The sequence below is a fragment of the Nocardia sp. NPDC050406 genome (assembly GCF_044459025.1).
Lineage (GTDB): Bacteria > Actinomycetota > Actinomycetes > Mycobacteriales > Mycobacteriaceae > Nocardia.
The window spans coordinates 2,441,811-2,454,555 of the sequence record NZ_JBITIM010000001.1 but is presented as its reverse complement, the minus strand read 5'-3'; the positions used below and the strand labels follow the sequence as shown (position 1 = coordinate 2,454,555).

Below are 12,745 nucleotides of genomic sequence, written 5' to 3'. Positions count from 1 at the left end.
CGCGATCCCTCGCGGAGACCCTCCGGCCGCTCGCACCACTCGGCTCGGGTCCATTCGGCTCGTGCTCAAAGCTACGCGGTTGGTCACACCACACTCGGCGCATGCTCACCGCCCCCTTTCCAGATACCCCCGTCCGGACAAAAAGGATCCTAGCAAGCCACTCGGCAATGAAAACCCTAGTTATAGAACAGGTTCGCGTTTGCCTCGCGAATGGCGACGGATGGGTGATCGGTGACCTCCCCCTCGGCGTTACAACCAATTTTCGCGTGTCTTCCGCGACGCGCCGAACGGGTTCCGCTCGCACCCCTACCCGCCAGCGCCCCAACCCCCTAGCTGCCCGCCGCGCCGTCCACGACATGCCGAGACAAGCCCGGTGACGAGCCTGATTGGCATTCTGCGAGTGAGGTTCGGTACAGTCTCAGGCGCACACGACGAACACGGTGCGCGCACCGACGTCGTAGGCCTTGCGGGTGTAGTTCAATGGTAGAACCTCAGCCTTCCAAGCTGATGGTGCGGGTTCGATTCCCGTCACCCGCTCTGACCGGGGATTCTTCCCGTTCCGGTGGGGCGTCCGGCGGATCCGCCGGACTGTAACGGGGTGTAGCGCAGCTTGGTAGCGCATCCGCTTTGGGAGCGGAGGGTCGCAGGTTCAAATCCTGTCACCCCGACCACATATCCGTCAGCCGCGATCGGCGGCCCAGTTCTCGCCGTGGCGTTGGCGTAGTTGTTCGGCCAGGACGGCGGCTTGGGAGCGGCGGACCAGGCCCAGTTTCGCCAGTAGGGACGAGACGTAGTTGCGGATGGTCTTCTCGGACAGGAACAGGGTGGCGGCGATTTCGCGGTTGCTCAGGGCTTGGCCGATGAGGGCGAGGATCTGGCGTTCGCGGTCGGTGAGTTCGATATCGGCCAGGGGATGGGCGCGGCGGTGGGCGCGCGCGGTGACCGCGGCGGCGGTGCGGGCGTCCACGAGGGATTCTCCGGCGGCGACGCGGCGAACGGCGGTGACCAGTTGGGGGCCGCGGAGTTGTTTGAGGACATAGCCTTTCGCGCCCGCCAGGACCGCGCCGAGCAGCGCGTCGTCATCGGCGAACGAGGTCAGCACGAGGACATTGAGGCCGGGTAGGGACGAGACCAGGTCGCGGCAGACGCTCACGCCGTCGCCGTCCTCGAGCCGGACGTCCAGGACGGCGATATCGGGTCGCACCGCGGGAATGCGGCGCAGCGCTTCGGCGGCGGTGCCCGCCTCGCCGACCACGTCGATATCGCCCTCGGCCTCCAGGAGATCTTGGAGGCCGCGGCGCACGATCTCGTGATCGTCGAGTAGAAAGACTCGAATCCGGTCGCTCACACCACCATCCTCAGACCGCATGCCCGAAATTCGCTGGCGACTTGCTCAGACTTCGCCCAACTCCGATGCTCGTCTCCCGCGGGTGCGTCGGCTAGAGGCAAATGTCCCTAGTAGCCGATGGGTAGCCTGTGGACATGACACGGGATCCATGGGGAGCCGTACCGGAGGAACTGCGTGAGCTGTCCGCTCCTGGCGAGCGGCTGCACGGGCTGCTCGAGGCCGTGTACACCGTGGTTTCCGATCTGGATCTGACGGTCATCCTGCGGCAGTTGGTGCAGGCGGCGACGCGCCTGGTCGACGCCCGCTACGGAGCCATGGGGTTGCTGGCGCGCGATGCCGGGCCGGGGGAGCATCGGCTCGCGGAATTCGTGCAGGTCGGCATGGATGCCGAGACGGCCGCGAGGATGCCGTGGTGGCCGCGCGGTGTCGGCGTGATCGGCGAGGTGCTCGACGGCGAACGGCCCGTCCGGCTCGATGATCTGACCACCCATCCGGCCTATCGAGGCTGGCCGCAGCGGCATCCGGCCATGCGCAGCTTCCTCGGCGTCCCGGTGCGCATTCGCCAGGAGGTGTTCGGCAATCTCTATCTCGCCGATGAGCGCGTGGGCATGTTCACCGAGGAGGACGAGCGGATCATCGAGGCGCTCGCCGTCATCGCCGGGGTGAAGATCGCCAATTCGCGCCTGTACGAACAGGCACGGCGCGATGCGGTTCGGCGGCAGGAGGATTCGATCACCATCGCCCTCATGCGGGACCGTGACCGCATTGCCCGCGACCTGCACGACACGGTGATCCAGCGCATCTACGCGGCCGGGTTGACCCTGGAGGGCGCGCTGCGCCGCAACCCCTCGCCCGAGGTGGCCGAGCGAGTCGAGCGCGCCGTGCGCGCGCTGGACGACACCATGCAGGACATTCGCGCCACCATCTTCTCGTTGCAGACACCGCACGGCGAGAACGGATTGCACAGCGGCATCACGGAATTGGTCACCACCGCCGCCCGGCATCTCGGGTTCACGCCGGTGCTGCGGCAGGAGGGACCCATCGACTCGGTCCCGCCCGAGGTGAGCGTGCAGGCCCTGGCGGTCGTGCGCGAATCACTGTCGAATGTGGTGCGCCACGCCGACGCCACCCGCATCGACGTGCGAGTCGGCGTCGAGGACGGCGAGCTGCGAATTACGGTCGCCGACAACGGCATCGGACTCGGCGACGCACCCCGCACCGGCGGGCTGCGCAATATCGCCGAGCGCGCCGCCGCGCTGGGCGGCGTGCTCGAATTGGGGCACGGACTCGACGGTCGCGGCACCCGCCTGCTGTGGCGGGTACCGCTGCCGACGACCTGAGCGACGCTGGCAGACTGCTGCCATGACCAGGTACAGCGCAGGAGTCCTGTTGTTCCGCCGCTCGCCGGACCTCGAAGTGCTCATCGGCCATATGGGCGGCCCACTGTGGGCGCGCAAGGATGCCAGCGCCTGGTCGATCCCCAAGGGCGAGTACGACCCCCACAGCGAGAACGCGCCCGACGCCGCGCGACGCGAATTCACCGAGGAACTCGGTCTGCCCGTCCCCGACGGCGACTGGGTGCCCCTGGGCGAGGTGGAGTACGGCAGCGGACGTAGCCGCAAACAGGTCACCGTCTGGGCGGTGGAGGCGGATCTCGATCCCGCACAGGTGAATCCGGGCACCTTCGAGATGGAGTGGCCCCCGCGCTCGGGCCGCTTCGAGAAATTTCCGGAGATCGACCGAGCGGAGTGGTTCGCGCCGGAGGTGGCGCACGAGAAGCTGGGCAAGGGGCAGCGGCCGTTCCTGGACCGGCTGGCCGACTGGATCAACGCCCAAGGCTGACCGCGCGGGGCTAGGCCCGCCGAGGCGTGCTCGGCGGGCCGGATCCCTACAGCCGCGGGTCCAGGGGTTCGGTCTCCAGGGCCAAGACCGCGAACACCGCTTCGTGCACCCGCCACAGCGGTTCCCCGCCGACGAGGCGGTCCAGCGCCTCCAGACCGAGGGCGTACTCGCGCAGGGCGAGTGAACGCTTGCCGCCCAGGCCGCGCTGGCGCAGGCGCTTCAGGTTGGCCGGGCGCAGGTACTCCGGGCCGTAGATGATCCGAAGGTATTCGGCACCACGGCATTTCACGCCCGGCTGTACCGGTCGTCCACTGCGCGTACCGGTTCCGTTGACGAACGAGTCCAGCGGCTTCACGACCATGCCCTCGCCACCGGCTGCCGTCAGTTCGGTCCACCACGCCGTCGCGGCGGCCTCGCTGCCCTCGTCGGTGAGGTCGACGACCATCCGGCCGGTGCGGGTGAACAGCTCCGGGTCGGCGTCGACCAGGCGATCCACCCGTTCGAGGTGCCAATTGTGGTCGCGCAGGGCGTGATTCGCGCCCTGGGCGGCCAGGATCTGGAACGGGGCGAGGCGGACGCCGTCCAGGCCGTCCACCGGCCAGCAGTAGCGGCCGTAGGCGGCGGTGAAGGCCTCGGCGTCGGAGCGGCGCGCGGTGGTGCGGTCGGCGAGGTCGCCGACGTCGAGACCGCGCGCCGCCGTGGCGGCCAGGACGCCTTCGGCGGCGCTCAGGGCCGCCCGCGCCGCCGCGCCCACGGCGGCGTACTGGTTGCGCAGCAGGCCCATGGCCTTGGCCGACCAGGGCAGCAGCTCGGTGTCGAGCAGCAGCCAGTCCGACGCCAATTCCTCGAAGAGCCCGGCCTTCTCGGCCGCCGCGCGCACGCCCGCCAACAGCGTCTCGGTCTGGGTCGCGTCATCGAAGAACGGTCGACCGGTGCGGGTGTAGACCGCGCCGGTACTGCCGTCGTCGATGCCGAACCGATCTCGGGCGGCCGCCGCTGAACGGGCCACCACGACCACGGCTCGCGAACCCATGTGCTTCTCCTCGCACACCACGGTGGTGACGCCCTCGGAGCGGTAGTACTCGAATGCCTGCGCCGGATGCTCCAGATACCCGTCCAGGGTCGAGGTGGCGCACGGTGACATGGTCGGCGGCAGGTACACCAGCCAGCGCGGGTCGATGGCGAAGCGGCTCATGACCTCCAAGGCTGCGGCCGCCGCGTCCTCCTGGACGCCGACGCGGTCGAGATAGCGTGTCTCGACCACGCGGCGGCCGGTCACATCGTCGAGGTCGAGTACGCCCGGATCGCGGTGCACGGCACCGCCCACCGGCACCGGAGCCTCGAGCGGCCGTGTCGGCTCGAACCACACCTGTTCCGCCGCAACGGAAACCGGCTCGCGCTCCGGATACCGCAGGGCGCTCAACCGGCCGCCGAACACCACGCCGGTGTCCAGGCACAGCGTGTTGTTCACCCACTCCAGGTGGGTGACCGGCGTGTGCCCGTAGAGCACCGTGGCGCGCCCTCGGTAGTCGTTGGCCCACGGGTAGCGCACCGGCAATCCGTATTCGTCGATCTCGCCGGTGGTTTCGCCGTACATGGCGAACGAACGCACCCGGCCGGACGCGCGACCCTGGAACTGCTCCTTCAGACCCGCGTGCGCGACAACGAGATTGCCGCCGTCGAGTACGTAGTGGCTCACCAGGCTGCGGCAGAATTCGTGCGCCGCCTTGCGGAACACCTCGTCCTCGCGTTCCAACTGCGCGAGCGACTCCGCCAGCCCGTGCGCGATCTTCACCTTGCGGCCGTCGAGGGCGCGCACCAGCTTGAACTCGTGATTTCCGGTGACGCACAAGGCGTTTCCGGAGGCCACCATGCCCATGACCAGACGCAGCACGCCCGGGGTGTCGGGCCCGCGGTCGACCAGGTCGCCCACGAAGACCGCGGTGCGCCCCTCGGGGTGCCGCGCGTCCACCGGACGGCCCTGCTCGTCGCGGTGCAGCGCGTAACCCAATGCGCCCAGCAGCGTTTCGAGTTCGGCGCGGCAGCCGTGCACATCGCCGATCACGTCGAAGGGCCCGGTGAGGTCGCGCTTGTCGTTCCAGAGCCGCTCGTCCACGACGGTCGCGGCGTCGATCTCCTCGACCCCGCGCAGGATGTGGATCTTGCGGAAACCCTCCTTCTCCAGGAAGCGCAGGCTGCGCCGCAGATCCCGCTGCTGACGGGTGACCACGTGCGCGCCCAGCCCGGCGCGGTCCGGTCGCCGCGAGTTGCGCTCCAGGCAGACCGCATCGGGTACGTCGAGGACGACGGCGACGGGCAGCACATCGTGCTCTCGCGCCAGGGCGACCAGTTCCTTGCGGGCCGTCGGCTGCACACTGGTCGCGTCGACGACGGTGCGCAGGCCGCGCCGCAGCCGCACCCCGGCGATGTGGTGCAGCAGCGCGAACGCGTCCGGGGTGGCCGACTGATCGTTCGGGTCGTCGCTCACGATGCCGCGGCAGGCATCCGAGGAGACGATGGCCGTCTCCGGAAAGTGCTTGCGCGCGAACGTGGATTTGCCGGAACCGGTGCTGCCGATCAGGACGACCAGCGACAGTTCCGGAATGGACAGCTCGGCCATTACGCGGCTCCCTTCGCATCGCTCGTCGTGGTGGATTTTCTGAATATCGCCATCTGCGTTGGCGCTCCGAGGTTCCCGTCGACGGTGCCGATGGGTTCGAAGCGCACCTCGTACCCGTACTCTTCGCCGACGCCCTCGGCCCAGGCGGTGAATTGCGCACGGCTCCACTCGAAGCGGTGATCCGAGTGCCGGAACTTGCCCGCGGGCAGTGTCTCGTAGAGCACGTTGTACTCGCTGTTGGGCGTGGTGACGATGACCGATCCCGGTGCGGCCGAACCGAATACGGCCCGCTCCAGGGCTCCCAGCCGGGAGGCGTCGACATGTTCGATCACCTCCATGAGCACCGCCGCGTCGTACCCGCGCAGCGAGGCGTCGGAGTAGGTCAGCGCGCCTTGGCGCAGACTCACCCGCCGCGCCTGCCACTCGGGCAGCCGCGCCAGCCGCCGCTTGGCGATATGCAGCGACCGCATGGCCACATCGACGCCCACGATCTCGGTGAACTCCCGCTCCGCCACCAACTGTCGCAGCAGCGCGCCCTCACCGCAGCCGAGGTCGAGCACGCGGCGCGCACCGACCTGGTGCAGTGCCCGAACGACACTCGCGCGCCGGATGACGGCCAAGGACGGCGGGCGCGGATCATCATCCGCGACGTTCGCCGGATCGGCCGCAGAAGTCCCCGCCGCCACCTCGGAAGGCCCTGCCGCCACCCCGGAAGGCTGTGTCGCTCCACCGGCCGCGAGAGCCCCAGCCGCCTCGCTGCCCTCACTGGCCACGGCGTTCTCGGATTCCGTTGCGTCATCGAGGTTCTCCTCGACCGCGCCCAAATCCTCCGGCTCCAGATCATCCACTTCGGCCAGCCGCGCCAGCGCCACCCGCACCAGCGACTGCCGCCGCGACAGATACCGCCGGGTGATCCACGCCCGCTCCGGATGCCCGACCAACCAGCCCTCACCGAACCGGAGCAGCTTGTCGATCTCGGCCTCGTCGAGCCAGTAGTGCTTGTTCCCATCGAGCACCGGCAGCAGCACGTACAGATGCGTCAACGCATCGGACAACCGCAGCTCGCCCTCGAGTTCCAGTCGCACGTAATGGGATTCGCCCCACTCCGGAAACGCCGGATCCAAGGGCAGGGGAGTAGCCGTCACCGTCCAGCCCAGCGGCGCGAACAACCGCTCCGCCGTCTCCGGTCCGCCCTTGCACGCCACCGCGGGCAGTTCGATGCGCAGCGGCAGCGCGGTCACGGCGAGTTCGGCCCGCTGCCCGCACCGCCCGTGCAGGGCCGAACCGAAGACCTTCGCGATGGACACCGACAGCAACGACGAGGCCGCGTACGGCCGATCGTTCACGTACTGCGCCAGACTGAAATCCGGTGTGCCACGCTGCTTTCCGCGTACCAGCCGCACCGGGTCCACCTCCAACAGCAGCGCCGCCGTGCAGCGCTCGTCGGTGGCCTCGGGGTACATCACGTGCGCCATTCCGTACGACTGCTCGAAGGTCTGAATCCGCGCGGGATTCTTGTGCAGCAGATACCCCAGATCGCTCGCCGCCCATGCGGCGTCGTCCGGACGCGTACAGGAAATGGTCAACAACATTCGGCGATGGTCCCGCACCCCATGGTGGCCCGCAATCCAAATACGCGGCCCGCGCGCCCTCGTCGCGACCGGGCCCTCGAGACCGGTCGTGTAGTTTCGGCGCGGACATCGCCGCCCGCGAGGTGGCCGCCAACACTTCAGCGAGGAGGCACGCATGCGCGTGGTGGGCAAGATCGGTTCGGTCGGTGTGGTCGCGTGCGCGGTCCTGGCATTGGCCGCGTGCGGCAGCGACGACAAGAGCGAGACCGCCACCCCGACCACCACGGCCGCGGCGAGCTCCGCGAACGCCGCCGCGCAGCCCGAGTCCAAGGGCCGCGAGTGCACCGCCGACGATATCGCCGTCCAGGGCGGGTACGGCGAGACGCCGACCATCACCATCCCGGACGACTGCGATCCGCCCAAGACCCTCATCACCAAGGACCTCGTGGTCGGCACCGGCCCCGCCGCCAAGGCCGGGGACAAGCTGAGCACCAACTACACGCTCATCACCTGGTCGGACAAGAAGAAGCTGGACAGCTCCTTCGACCGCGGCAAGGAACTGCCGCTGACCCTCGGCGCGGGCCAGGTCATCCAGGGTTGGGATCAGGGCCTGGAGGGCGCCACCGAGGGCACCCGCCGCCTGCTCGTCATCCCGCCGGATCTGGGCTACGGCGCGAGCGGCAAGGGCGGCATGAAGCCGAACGAGACCCTGGTCTTCGTGACCGACGTCGTCAAGGTGGGCTAGATCCGATTACAAGGTGTCGACAACCGTCGACTAACCTGGTCGGGATGCCTACGGGGGGACCGAGCCGTCACCACGAACACCAAAGACACCAACGAACAAGGAGCATGTCCGTGAAGAGCACCGTCGAGCAGCTGAGCCCGACCCGGGTCCGGATCAATGTCGAGGTGCCCTTCGAGGAGCTGAAGCCGGACTTCGACAAGGCCTACAAGGCGCTCGCGTCGCAGGTCCGCATCCCCGGCTTCCGTCCGGGCAAGGCCCCGGCCAAGCTTCTCGAGGCCCGTCTCGGCCGCGGCGCGGTGCTGGAGCAGGTCGTCAACGACGTGCTGCCCAAGCGCTACAGCGAGGCCGTGCAGACCTCCGAGGTGAAGGTCATCGGCCAGCCCGAGATCGAGATCACCAAGATCGAGGACGGCCAGGAGCTGGCGTTCACCGCCGAGGTCGACGTGCGCCCCGAGATCACCCTGCCCGACTTCTCCAGCCTCGCGGTCACCGTCGACCCGATCGAGATCGCCGACGAGGATGTCGAGAAGCAGCTCGATTCGCTGCGCCAGCGCTTCGGCACCCTCAAGAGCGTGGACCGCGCCATCGAGAACGGCGACTTCGTCTCCATCGACCTGTCGGCCACCGTCGACGGCGAGACGGTCGAGGAGGCCTCCACCACCGGCCTGTCCCACGAGGTCGGCTCCGGCCAGCTCATCGAGGGCCTGGACGAGACCCTGATCGGCCTGAAGGCGGAGGAGTCCAAGGACTTCACCTCCAAGCTGGTCGCCGGTGAGCACGCGGGCAAGGAAGCCGTCATCACCGTCACCGTGCAGTCGGTCAAGGAGCGCGAGCTGCCCGAGGCCGATGACGAATTCGCCCAGATGGCAAGCGAATTCGACACCATCGACGAGCTGAAGGCCGATCTGGGCAAGCGCGTCGAGCAGGCCAAGAAGGTGCAGCAGGCGGGCGAGATCCGCGACAAGGTGCTCGAGGCGCTGCTCGAGGCCACCGAGATCCCGCTGCCGGAGAAGGTCGTCCAGGCCGAGATCGACGCCGTGCTGCACGACGCCGTGCACGGCTTCGACCACGACGAGGCCAAGCTGGCCGAGGCGCTCGAGGCCCAGGGCTCCTCGCGTGAGGAGTTCGACGCCGACACCAAGCAGGCCGCCGAGAAGTCGGTCAAGACCCAGCTGCTGCTCGACGCCGTCGCCGAGGCCGAGAACACCCAGGTCGGCCAGGACGAGCTGACCGAGCGCATCATCTTCCAGGCGCAGCGCTACGGCATGTCGCCCGACCAGTTCATCCAGCAGGTGCAGCAGGCCGGTCAGCTCGGCGCGATCTTCGCCGACGTGCGTCGCGGCAAGGCGCTGGCCGGTGTGGTCACCTCGGCCACCGTCACCGACACCGCGGGCAACACCGTGGACACCGCCGAAATGTTCGGCGCGCCCGAGGAGGAGGCCGAAGAGGTTTCCGCCCAGGAGCTCGCCGAGGTCGCCGACGCCGCCGAGGCGGACGCGAAGTAAGGACACAGGCCCTCACGTACGGGCCACACGGCGCGTGTAGGTTTTGCGCTGTGAGCGAAGCAGGGCGGTACCGGGAGTTCGGTGCCGCCCTGCTTCGTTAGGGTTTGTGTCAGCGCTGAAACTTCCTAAGTGATCAGAAGGGCTTGGTGGGACCGAGCCGGTGAGAGAGGGCAGGTATCCGTGACAATCAATCAGGCAGGGGTGCAGATGGCATCCGCGACTGCTGGTCTCAACCTCAGTGATTCGGTGTACGAGCGCCTGCTGCGCGAGCGGATCATCTTCCTGGGCAGCCAGGTCGACGACGACATCGCCAACAGGCTGTGCGCGCAGATCCTGCTGCTGTCGGCCGAGGATCCGACCCAGGACATCTCGCTGTACATCAACTCGCCGGGTGGGTCGGTGACCGCGGGCATGGCCATCTACGACACCATGCAGTTTGCCGAATGCGATATCAAAACGGTGGCAATGGGTCTGGCGGCCTCCATGGGCCAGTTCCTGCTCGCCGCGGGTACGCCGGGCAAGCGCTACGCACTGCCGCATTCGCGGATCATGATGCACCAGCCGTCCGCCGGTATCGGTGGCTCGGCCGCCGATATCGCCATTCAGGCCGAGCAGTTCGCCTACACCAAGCGCGAACTCAACGAGCTGCAGGCGCAGCACACCGGCAAGTCCGTCGAGCAGGTGACCGCCGACGCCGACCGCGACCGCTGGTTCACGCCGACCGAGGCCCTGGAGTACGGGTTCATCGATCACGTGGTCGCCCACGCGCGCCAGACCAACGGCAGCTAGTCCCGCAGCCCAACCACCCAGACTTATTGGAGACATCCATGTCGAATATGTTCGATCCGCGGGACGCGGGCATCACCTTCGCCGCCGCCGGTACGCGGATGCCGCAGTCGCGCTACATCATTCCGGAGTACGTCGAGCACACCAGCTTCGGCACCAAGACCCAGAACCCGTACGCCAAGCTGTTCGAGGAGCGCATCATCTTCCTCGGCAGCCCGGTCGACGACACCTCCGCCAATGACGTCATGGCGCAGCTGCTGGTGCTGGAGTCGCTGGACCCCGACCGCGACATCACGCTCTACATCAACTCGCCCGGCGGCTCGCCGACCTCGTTGATGGCCATCTACGACACCATGCAGTACGTGCGCTCCGACGTGTGGACCGTCTGCCTGGGTCAGGCGGCGTCGGCGGCGGCCGTGCTGCTGGCGGCGGGCACCCCCGGCAAGCGCGCCGCGCTGCCCAACGCCCGGGTGCTCATCCACCAGCCGTACACCACCGGCGCGGTATCGGGTCAGGTCTCCGACCTCGAGATCCAGGCCGCGGAGATCGAGCGCGTCCGCAAGCAGATGGACACCATCCTCGCCAAGCACACGCACAAGGACGAGGCGACCATCCGCAAGGACACCGACCGCGACAAGATCCTCACCGCCGAGGACGCCAAGGCCTACGGAATCATCGACACCGTGTTCGAGTACCGCAAGGCCAGCACACAGAAGTAAGCAGTGCACGGGTGGCGGGGCGGTGCGGCTCCGCCACCCGGCAGGGGTGAGTCCACGCACATGTCCGGCGAGAAACGTGCCCAAGTTATCGACCTCGGTCGGGAATTCCGGGTACGGTCACTACAGGGACCTTTGCTCGTGGTTGTCGGCTCTGCCGAACCGCCGCACCCGACGCAGGAATCGGATACTGCCATCTGGGTACGGCTACGCTTGATTAGGTGGCAGCTCGCCTGACAGCCAAGACGGATGGTTGCACGCGGACAAGGAAGTAGGGACCCAGGAGATGGCGCGCATCGGTGATGGCGGCGATCTGCTCAAGTGCTCGTTCTGCGGAAAGAGCCAGAAGCAGGTCAAGAAGCTCATTGCGGGACCGGGGGTGTACATCTGTGACGAGTGCATCGATCTGTGCAACGAGATCATCGAGGAAGAACTCGCCGAATCGAGCGAGGTCAAACTCGACGAACTGCCGAAGCCCGCGGAGATCCGCGACTTCCTCGAGCAGTATGTGATCGGGCAGGATCCAGCCAAGCGCGTGCTCGCCGTCGCGGTGTACAACCACTACAAGCGAATTCAGGCGGGCGACAAGGGCCGCGACTCCCGTGGGGAATCGGTCGAGTTGGCCAAGTCGAACATTCTCATGCTCGGCCCCACCGGCTGTGGCAAGACCTATCTGGCGCAGACGCTCGCCAAGATGCTGAATGTTCCGTTCGCCATCGCCGACGCCACCGCGCTCACCGAAGCCGGTTATGTCGGTGAGGATGTCGAGAACATTCTGCTCAAGCTCATTCAGGCCGCCGATTACGACGTGAAGCGCGCCGAGACCGGGATCATCTACATCGACGAGGTCGACAAGATCGCCCGCAAGTCGGAGAACCCGTCCATCACCCGTGACGTGTCGGGCGAGGGCGTGCAGCAGGCGCTGCTGAAGATCCTGGAAGGGACGCAGGCGTCGGTGCCGCCGCAGGGCGGGCGCAAGCATCCGCATCAGGAGTTCATCCAGATCGACACCACCAATGTGCTGTTCATCGTGGCGGGTGCGTTCGCGGGTCTGGAGAAGATCGTGCAGGACCGAGTCGGCAAGCGCGGCATCGGATTCGGCGCGGAGGTGCGCTCCAAGGCGGAGATCGACACCGTCGACCACTTCGCCGATGTGATGCCCGAGGATTTGATCAAGTTCGGTCTCATCCCCGAGTTCATCGGCCGTCTGCCCATGATCGCCTCGGTCACCAACCTGGACAAGGAATCCCTCGTCCGTATTCTGGCCGAGCCGAAGAACGCCCTCGTCAAGCAGTACGTGCGGTTGTTCGAAATGGACGGCGTCGACCTGGAATTCACCCAGGACGCGCTGGAAGCCGTTGCGGATCAGGCGATTCTGCGCGGCACCGGCGCACGTGGTCTGCGGGCCATCATGGAGGAAGTCCTGCTGCCGGTCATGTACGACATTCCCAGCCGCGACGATGTCGCCAAGGTGGTCGTGAACGCCGACACCGTGAACGACAATGTGCTGCCGACGATCGTGCCGCGCAAGCGCCAGCAGCCGGAGCGCCGCGAGAAGTCGGCGTAACCCGACGCTACGACGAAACGACCCCGCGAGGATTTCTCGCGGGGT

10 protein-coding genes and 2 tRNA genes are annotated in these 12,745 nt (G+C 67.6%); 9 read left to right on the top strand and 3 right to left on the bottom strand.

The window, feature by feature from the left end:
- The first annotated feature begins 466 nt into the window (after positions 1 to 466).
- Together ACIBH2_RS11655 and ACIBH2_RS11650 are read left to right on the top strand one after the other, a co-directional pair.
- Positions 467 to 537: transfer RNA gene (locus ACIBH2_RS11655), tRNA-Gly, on the top strand.
- 57 nt (positions 538 to 594) lie between these two features.
- A tRNA-Pro gene (locus ACIBH2_RS11650) sits at positions 595 to 671 on the top strand.
- Between the two features lie 8 nt (positions 672 to 679).
- On the opposite strand, the gene ACIBH2_RS11645 is transcribed toward ACIBH2_RS11650, so the two are convergent.
- Complete coding sequence (locus ACIBH2_RS11645) at positions 680 to 1,348, bottom strand: response regulator (RefSeq protein WP_397116024.1); 669 nt, start codon at positions 1,346 to 1,348, stop codon at positions 680 to 682.
- A 134-nt stretch (positions 1,349 to 1,482) separates the two neighbouring features.
- On the opposite strand from ACIBH2_RS11645, the gene ACIBH2_RS11640 reads away from it, so the two are divergent.
- Both ACIBH2_RS11640 and ACIBH2_RS11635 read left to right on the top strand, forming a co-directional pair.
- Positions 1,483 to 2,688 carry a GAF domain-containing protein gene (locus ACIBH2_RS11640; RefSeq protein ID WP_397116022.1) on the top strand — a complete coding sequence of 402 codons (1,206 nt, stop codon included), beginning with the start codon at positions 1,483 to 1,485 and terminating at the stop codon, positions 2,686 to 2,688.
- A gap of 22 nt (positions 2,689 to 2,710) precedes the next feature.
- Complete coding sequence (locus ACIBH2_RS11635) at positions 2,711 to 3,190, top strand: NUDIX domain-containing protein (protein ID WP_397116020.1); 480 nt, start codon at positions 2,711 to 2,713, stop codon at positions 3,188 to 3,190.
- A gap of 46 nt (positions 3,191 to 3,236) precedes the next feature.
- Here ACIBH2_RS11635 and ACIBH2_RS11630 read toward each other — a convergent pair whose 3' ends face one another.
- Together ACIBH2_RS11630 and ACIBH2_RS11625 are read right to left on the bottom strand one after the other, a co-directional pair.
- Positions 3,237 to 5,810 carry a polynucleotide kinase-phosphatase gene (locus ACIBH2_RS11630; protein ID WP_397116018.1) on the bottom strand — a complete coding sequence of 858 codons (2,574 nt, stop codon included), beginning with the start codon at positions 5,808 to 5,810 and terminating at the stop codon, positions 3,237 to 3,239.
- On the bottom strand, positions 5,810 to 7,402 hold the full coding sequence (locus ACIBH2_RS11625; protein ID WP_397116016.1) for a 3' terminal RNA ribose 2'-O-methyltransferase Hen1: 1,593 nt from the start codon (positions 7,400 to 7,402) through the stop codon (positions 5,810 to 5,812). Before ACIBH2_RS11625 ends, ACIBH2_RS11630 begins: the two co-directional genes overlap by 1 nt.
- A gap of 154 nt (positions 7,403 to 7,556) precedes the next feature.
- Between ACIBH2_RS11625 and ACIBH2_RS11620 the strand changes: the two genes are divergently transcribed.
- The 5 genes from ACIBH2_RS11620 (at position 7,557) to clpX (ending at position 12,700) form a co-directional block, all read left to right on the top strand.
- A complete protein-coding gene (locus ACIBH2_RS11620) occupies positions 7,557 to 8,126 on the top strand; it encodes an FKBP-type peptidyl-prolyl cis-trans isomerase (protein WP_397116014.1) in 570 nt (189 codons plus the stop codon).
- 110 nt (positions 8,127 to 8,236) lie between these two features.
- Entirely contained in the window at positions 8,237 to 9,631 is a 1,395-nt protein-coding gene (gene tig, locus ACIBH2_RS11615; RefSeq protein WP_397116012.1) for a trigger factor, read from the top strand.
- A gap of 207 nt (positions 9,632 to 9,838) precedes the next feature.
- Complete coding sequence (locus ACIBH2_RS11610; RefSeq protein ID WP_397116010.1) at positions 9,839 to 10,420, top strand: ATP-dependent Clp protease proteolytic subunit; 582 nt, start codon at positions 9,839 to 9,841, stop codon at positions 10,418 to 10,420.
- Between the two features lie 38 nt (positions 10,421 to 10,458).
- A complete protein-coding gene (locus ACIBH2_RS11605) occupies positions 10,459 to 11,136 on the top strand; it encodes an ATP-dependent Clp protease proteolytic subunit (protein ID WP_397116008.1) in 678 nt (225 codons plus the stop codon).
- 283 nt (positions 11,137 to 11,419) lie between these two features.
- A complete protein-coding gene (clpX, locus tag ACIBH2_RS11600) occupies positions 11,420 to 12,700 on the top strand; it encodes an ATP-dependent Clp protease ATP-binding subunit ClpX (RefSeq protein ID WP_397116006.1) in 1,281 nt (426 codons plus the stop codon).
- Positions 12,701 to 12,745 lie beyond the last annotated feature (45 nt).

Coding starts and splice junctions, on each gene's coding strand:
- ACIBH2_RS11610 (WP_397116010.1), top strand. CDS start 9,839: ATGGCATCCGCGACTGCTGGTCTCAACCTCAGTGATTCGGTGTACGAG.
- ACIBH2_RS11620 (WP_397116014.1), top strand. CDS start 7,557: ATGCGCGTGGTGGGCAAGATCGGTTCGGTCGGTGTGGTCGCGTGCGCG.
- ACIBH2_RS11605 (WP_397116008.1), top strand. CDS start 10,459: ATGTCGAATATGTTCGATCCGCGGGACGCGGGCATCACCTTCGCCGCC.
- clpX (WP_397116006.1), top strand. CDS start 11,420: ATGGCGCGCATCGGTGATGGCGGCGATCTGCTCAAGTGCTCGTTCTGC.
- ACIBH2_RS11640 (WP_397116022.1), top strand. CDS start 1,483: ATGACACGGGATCCATGGGGAGCCGTACCGGAGGAACTGCGTGAGCTG.
- ACIBH2_RS11630 (WP_397116018.1), bottom strand. CDS start 5,810: ATGGCCGAGCTGTCCATTCCGGAACTGTCGCTGGTCGTCCTGATCGGC.
- ACIBH2_RS11625 (WP_397116016.1), bottom strand. CDS start 7,402: ATGTTGTTGACCATTTCCTGTACGCGTCCGGACGACGCCGCATGGGCG.
- ACIBH2_RS11635 (WP_397116020.1), top strand. CDS start 2,711: ATGACCAGGTACAGCGCAGGAGTCCTGTTGTTCCGCCGCTCGCCGGAC.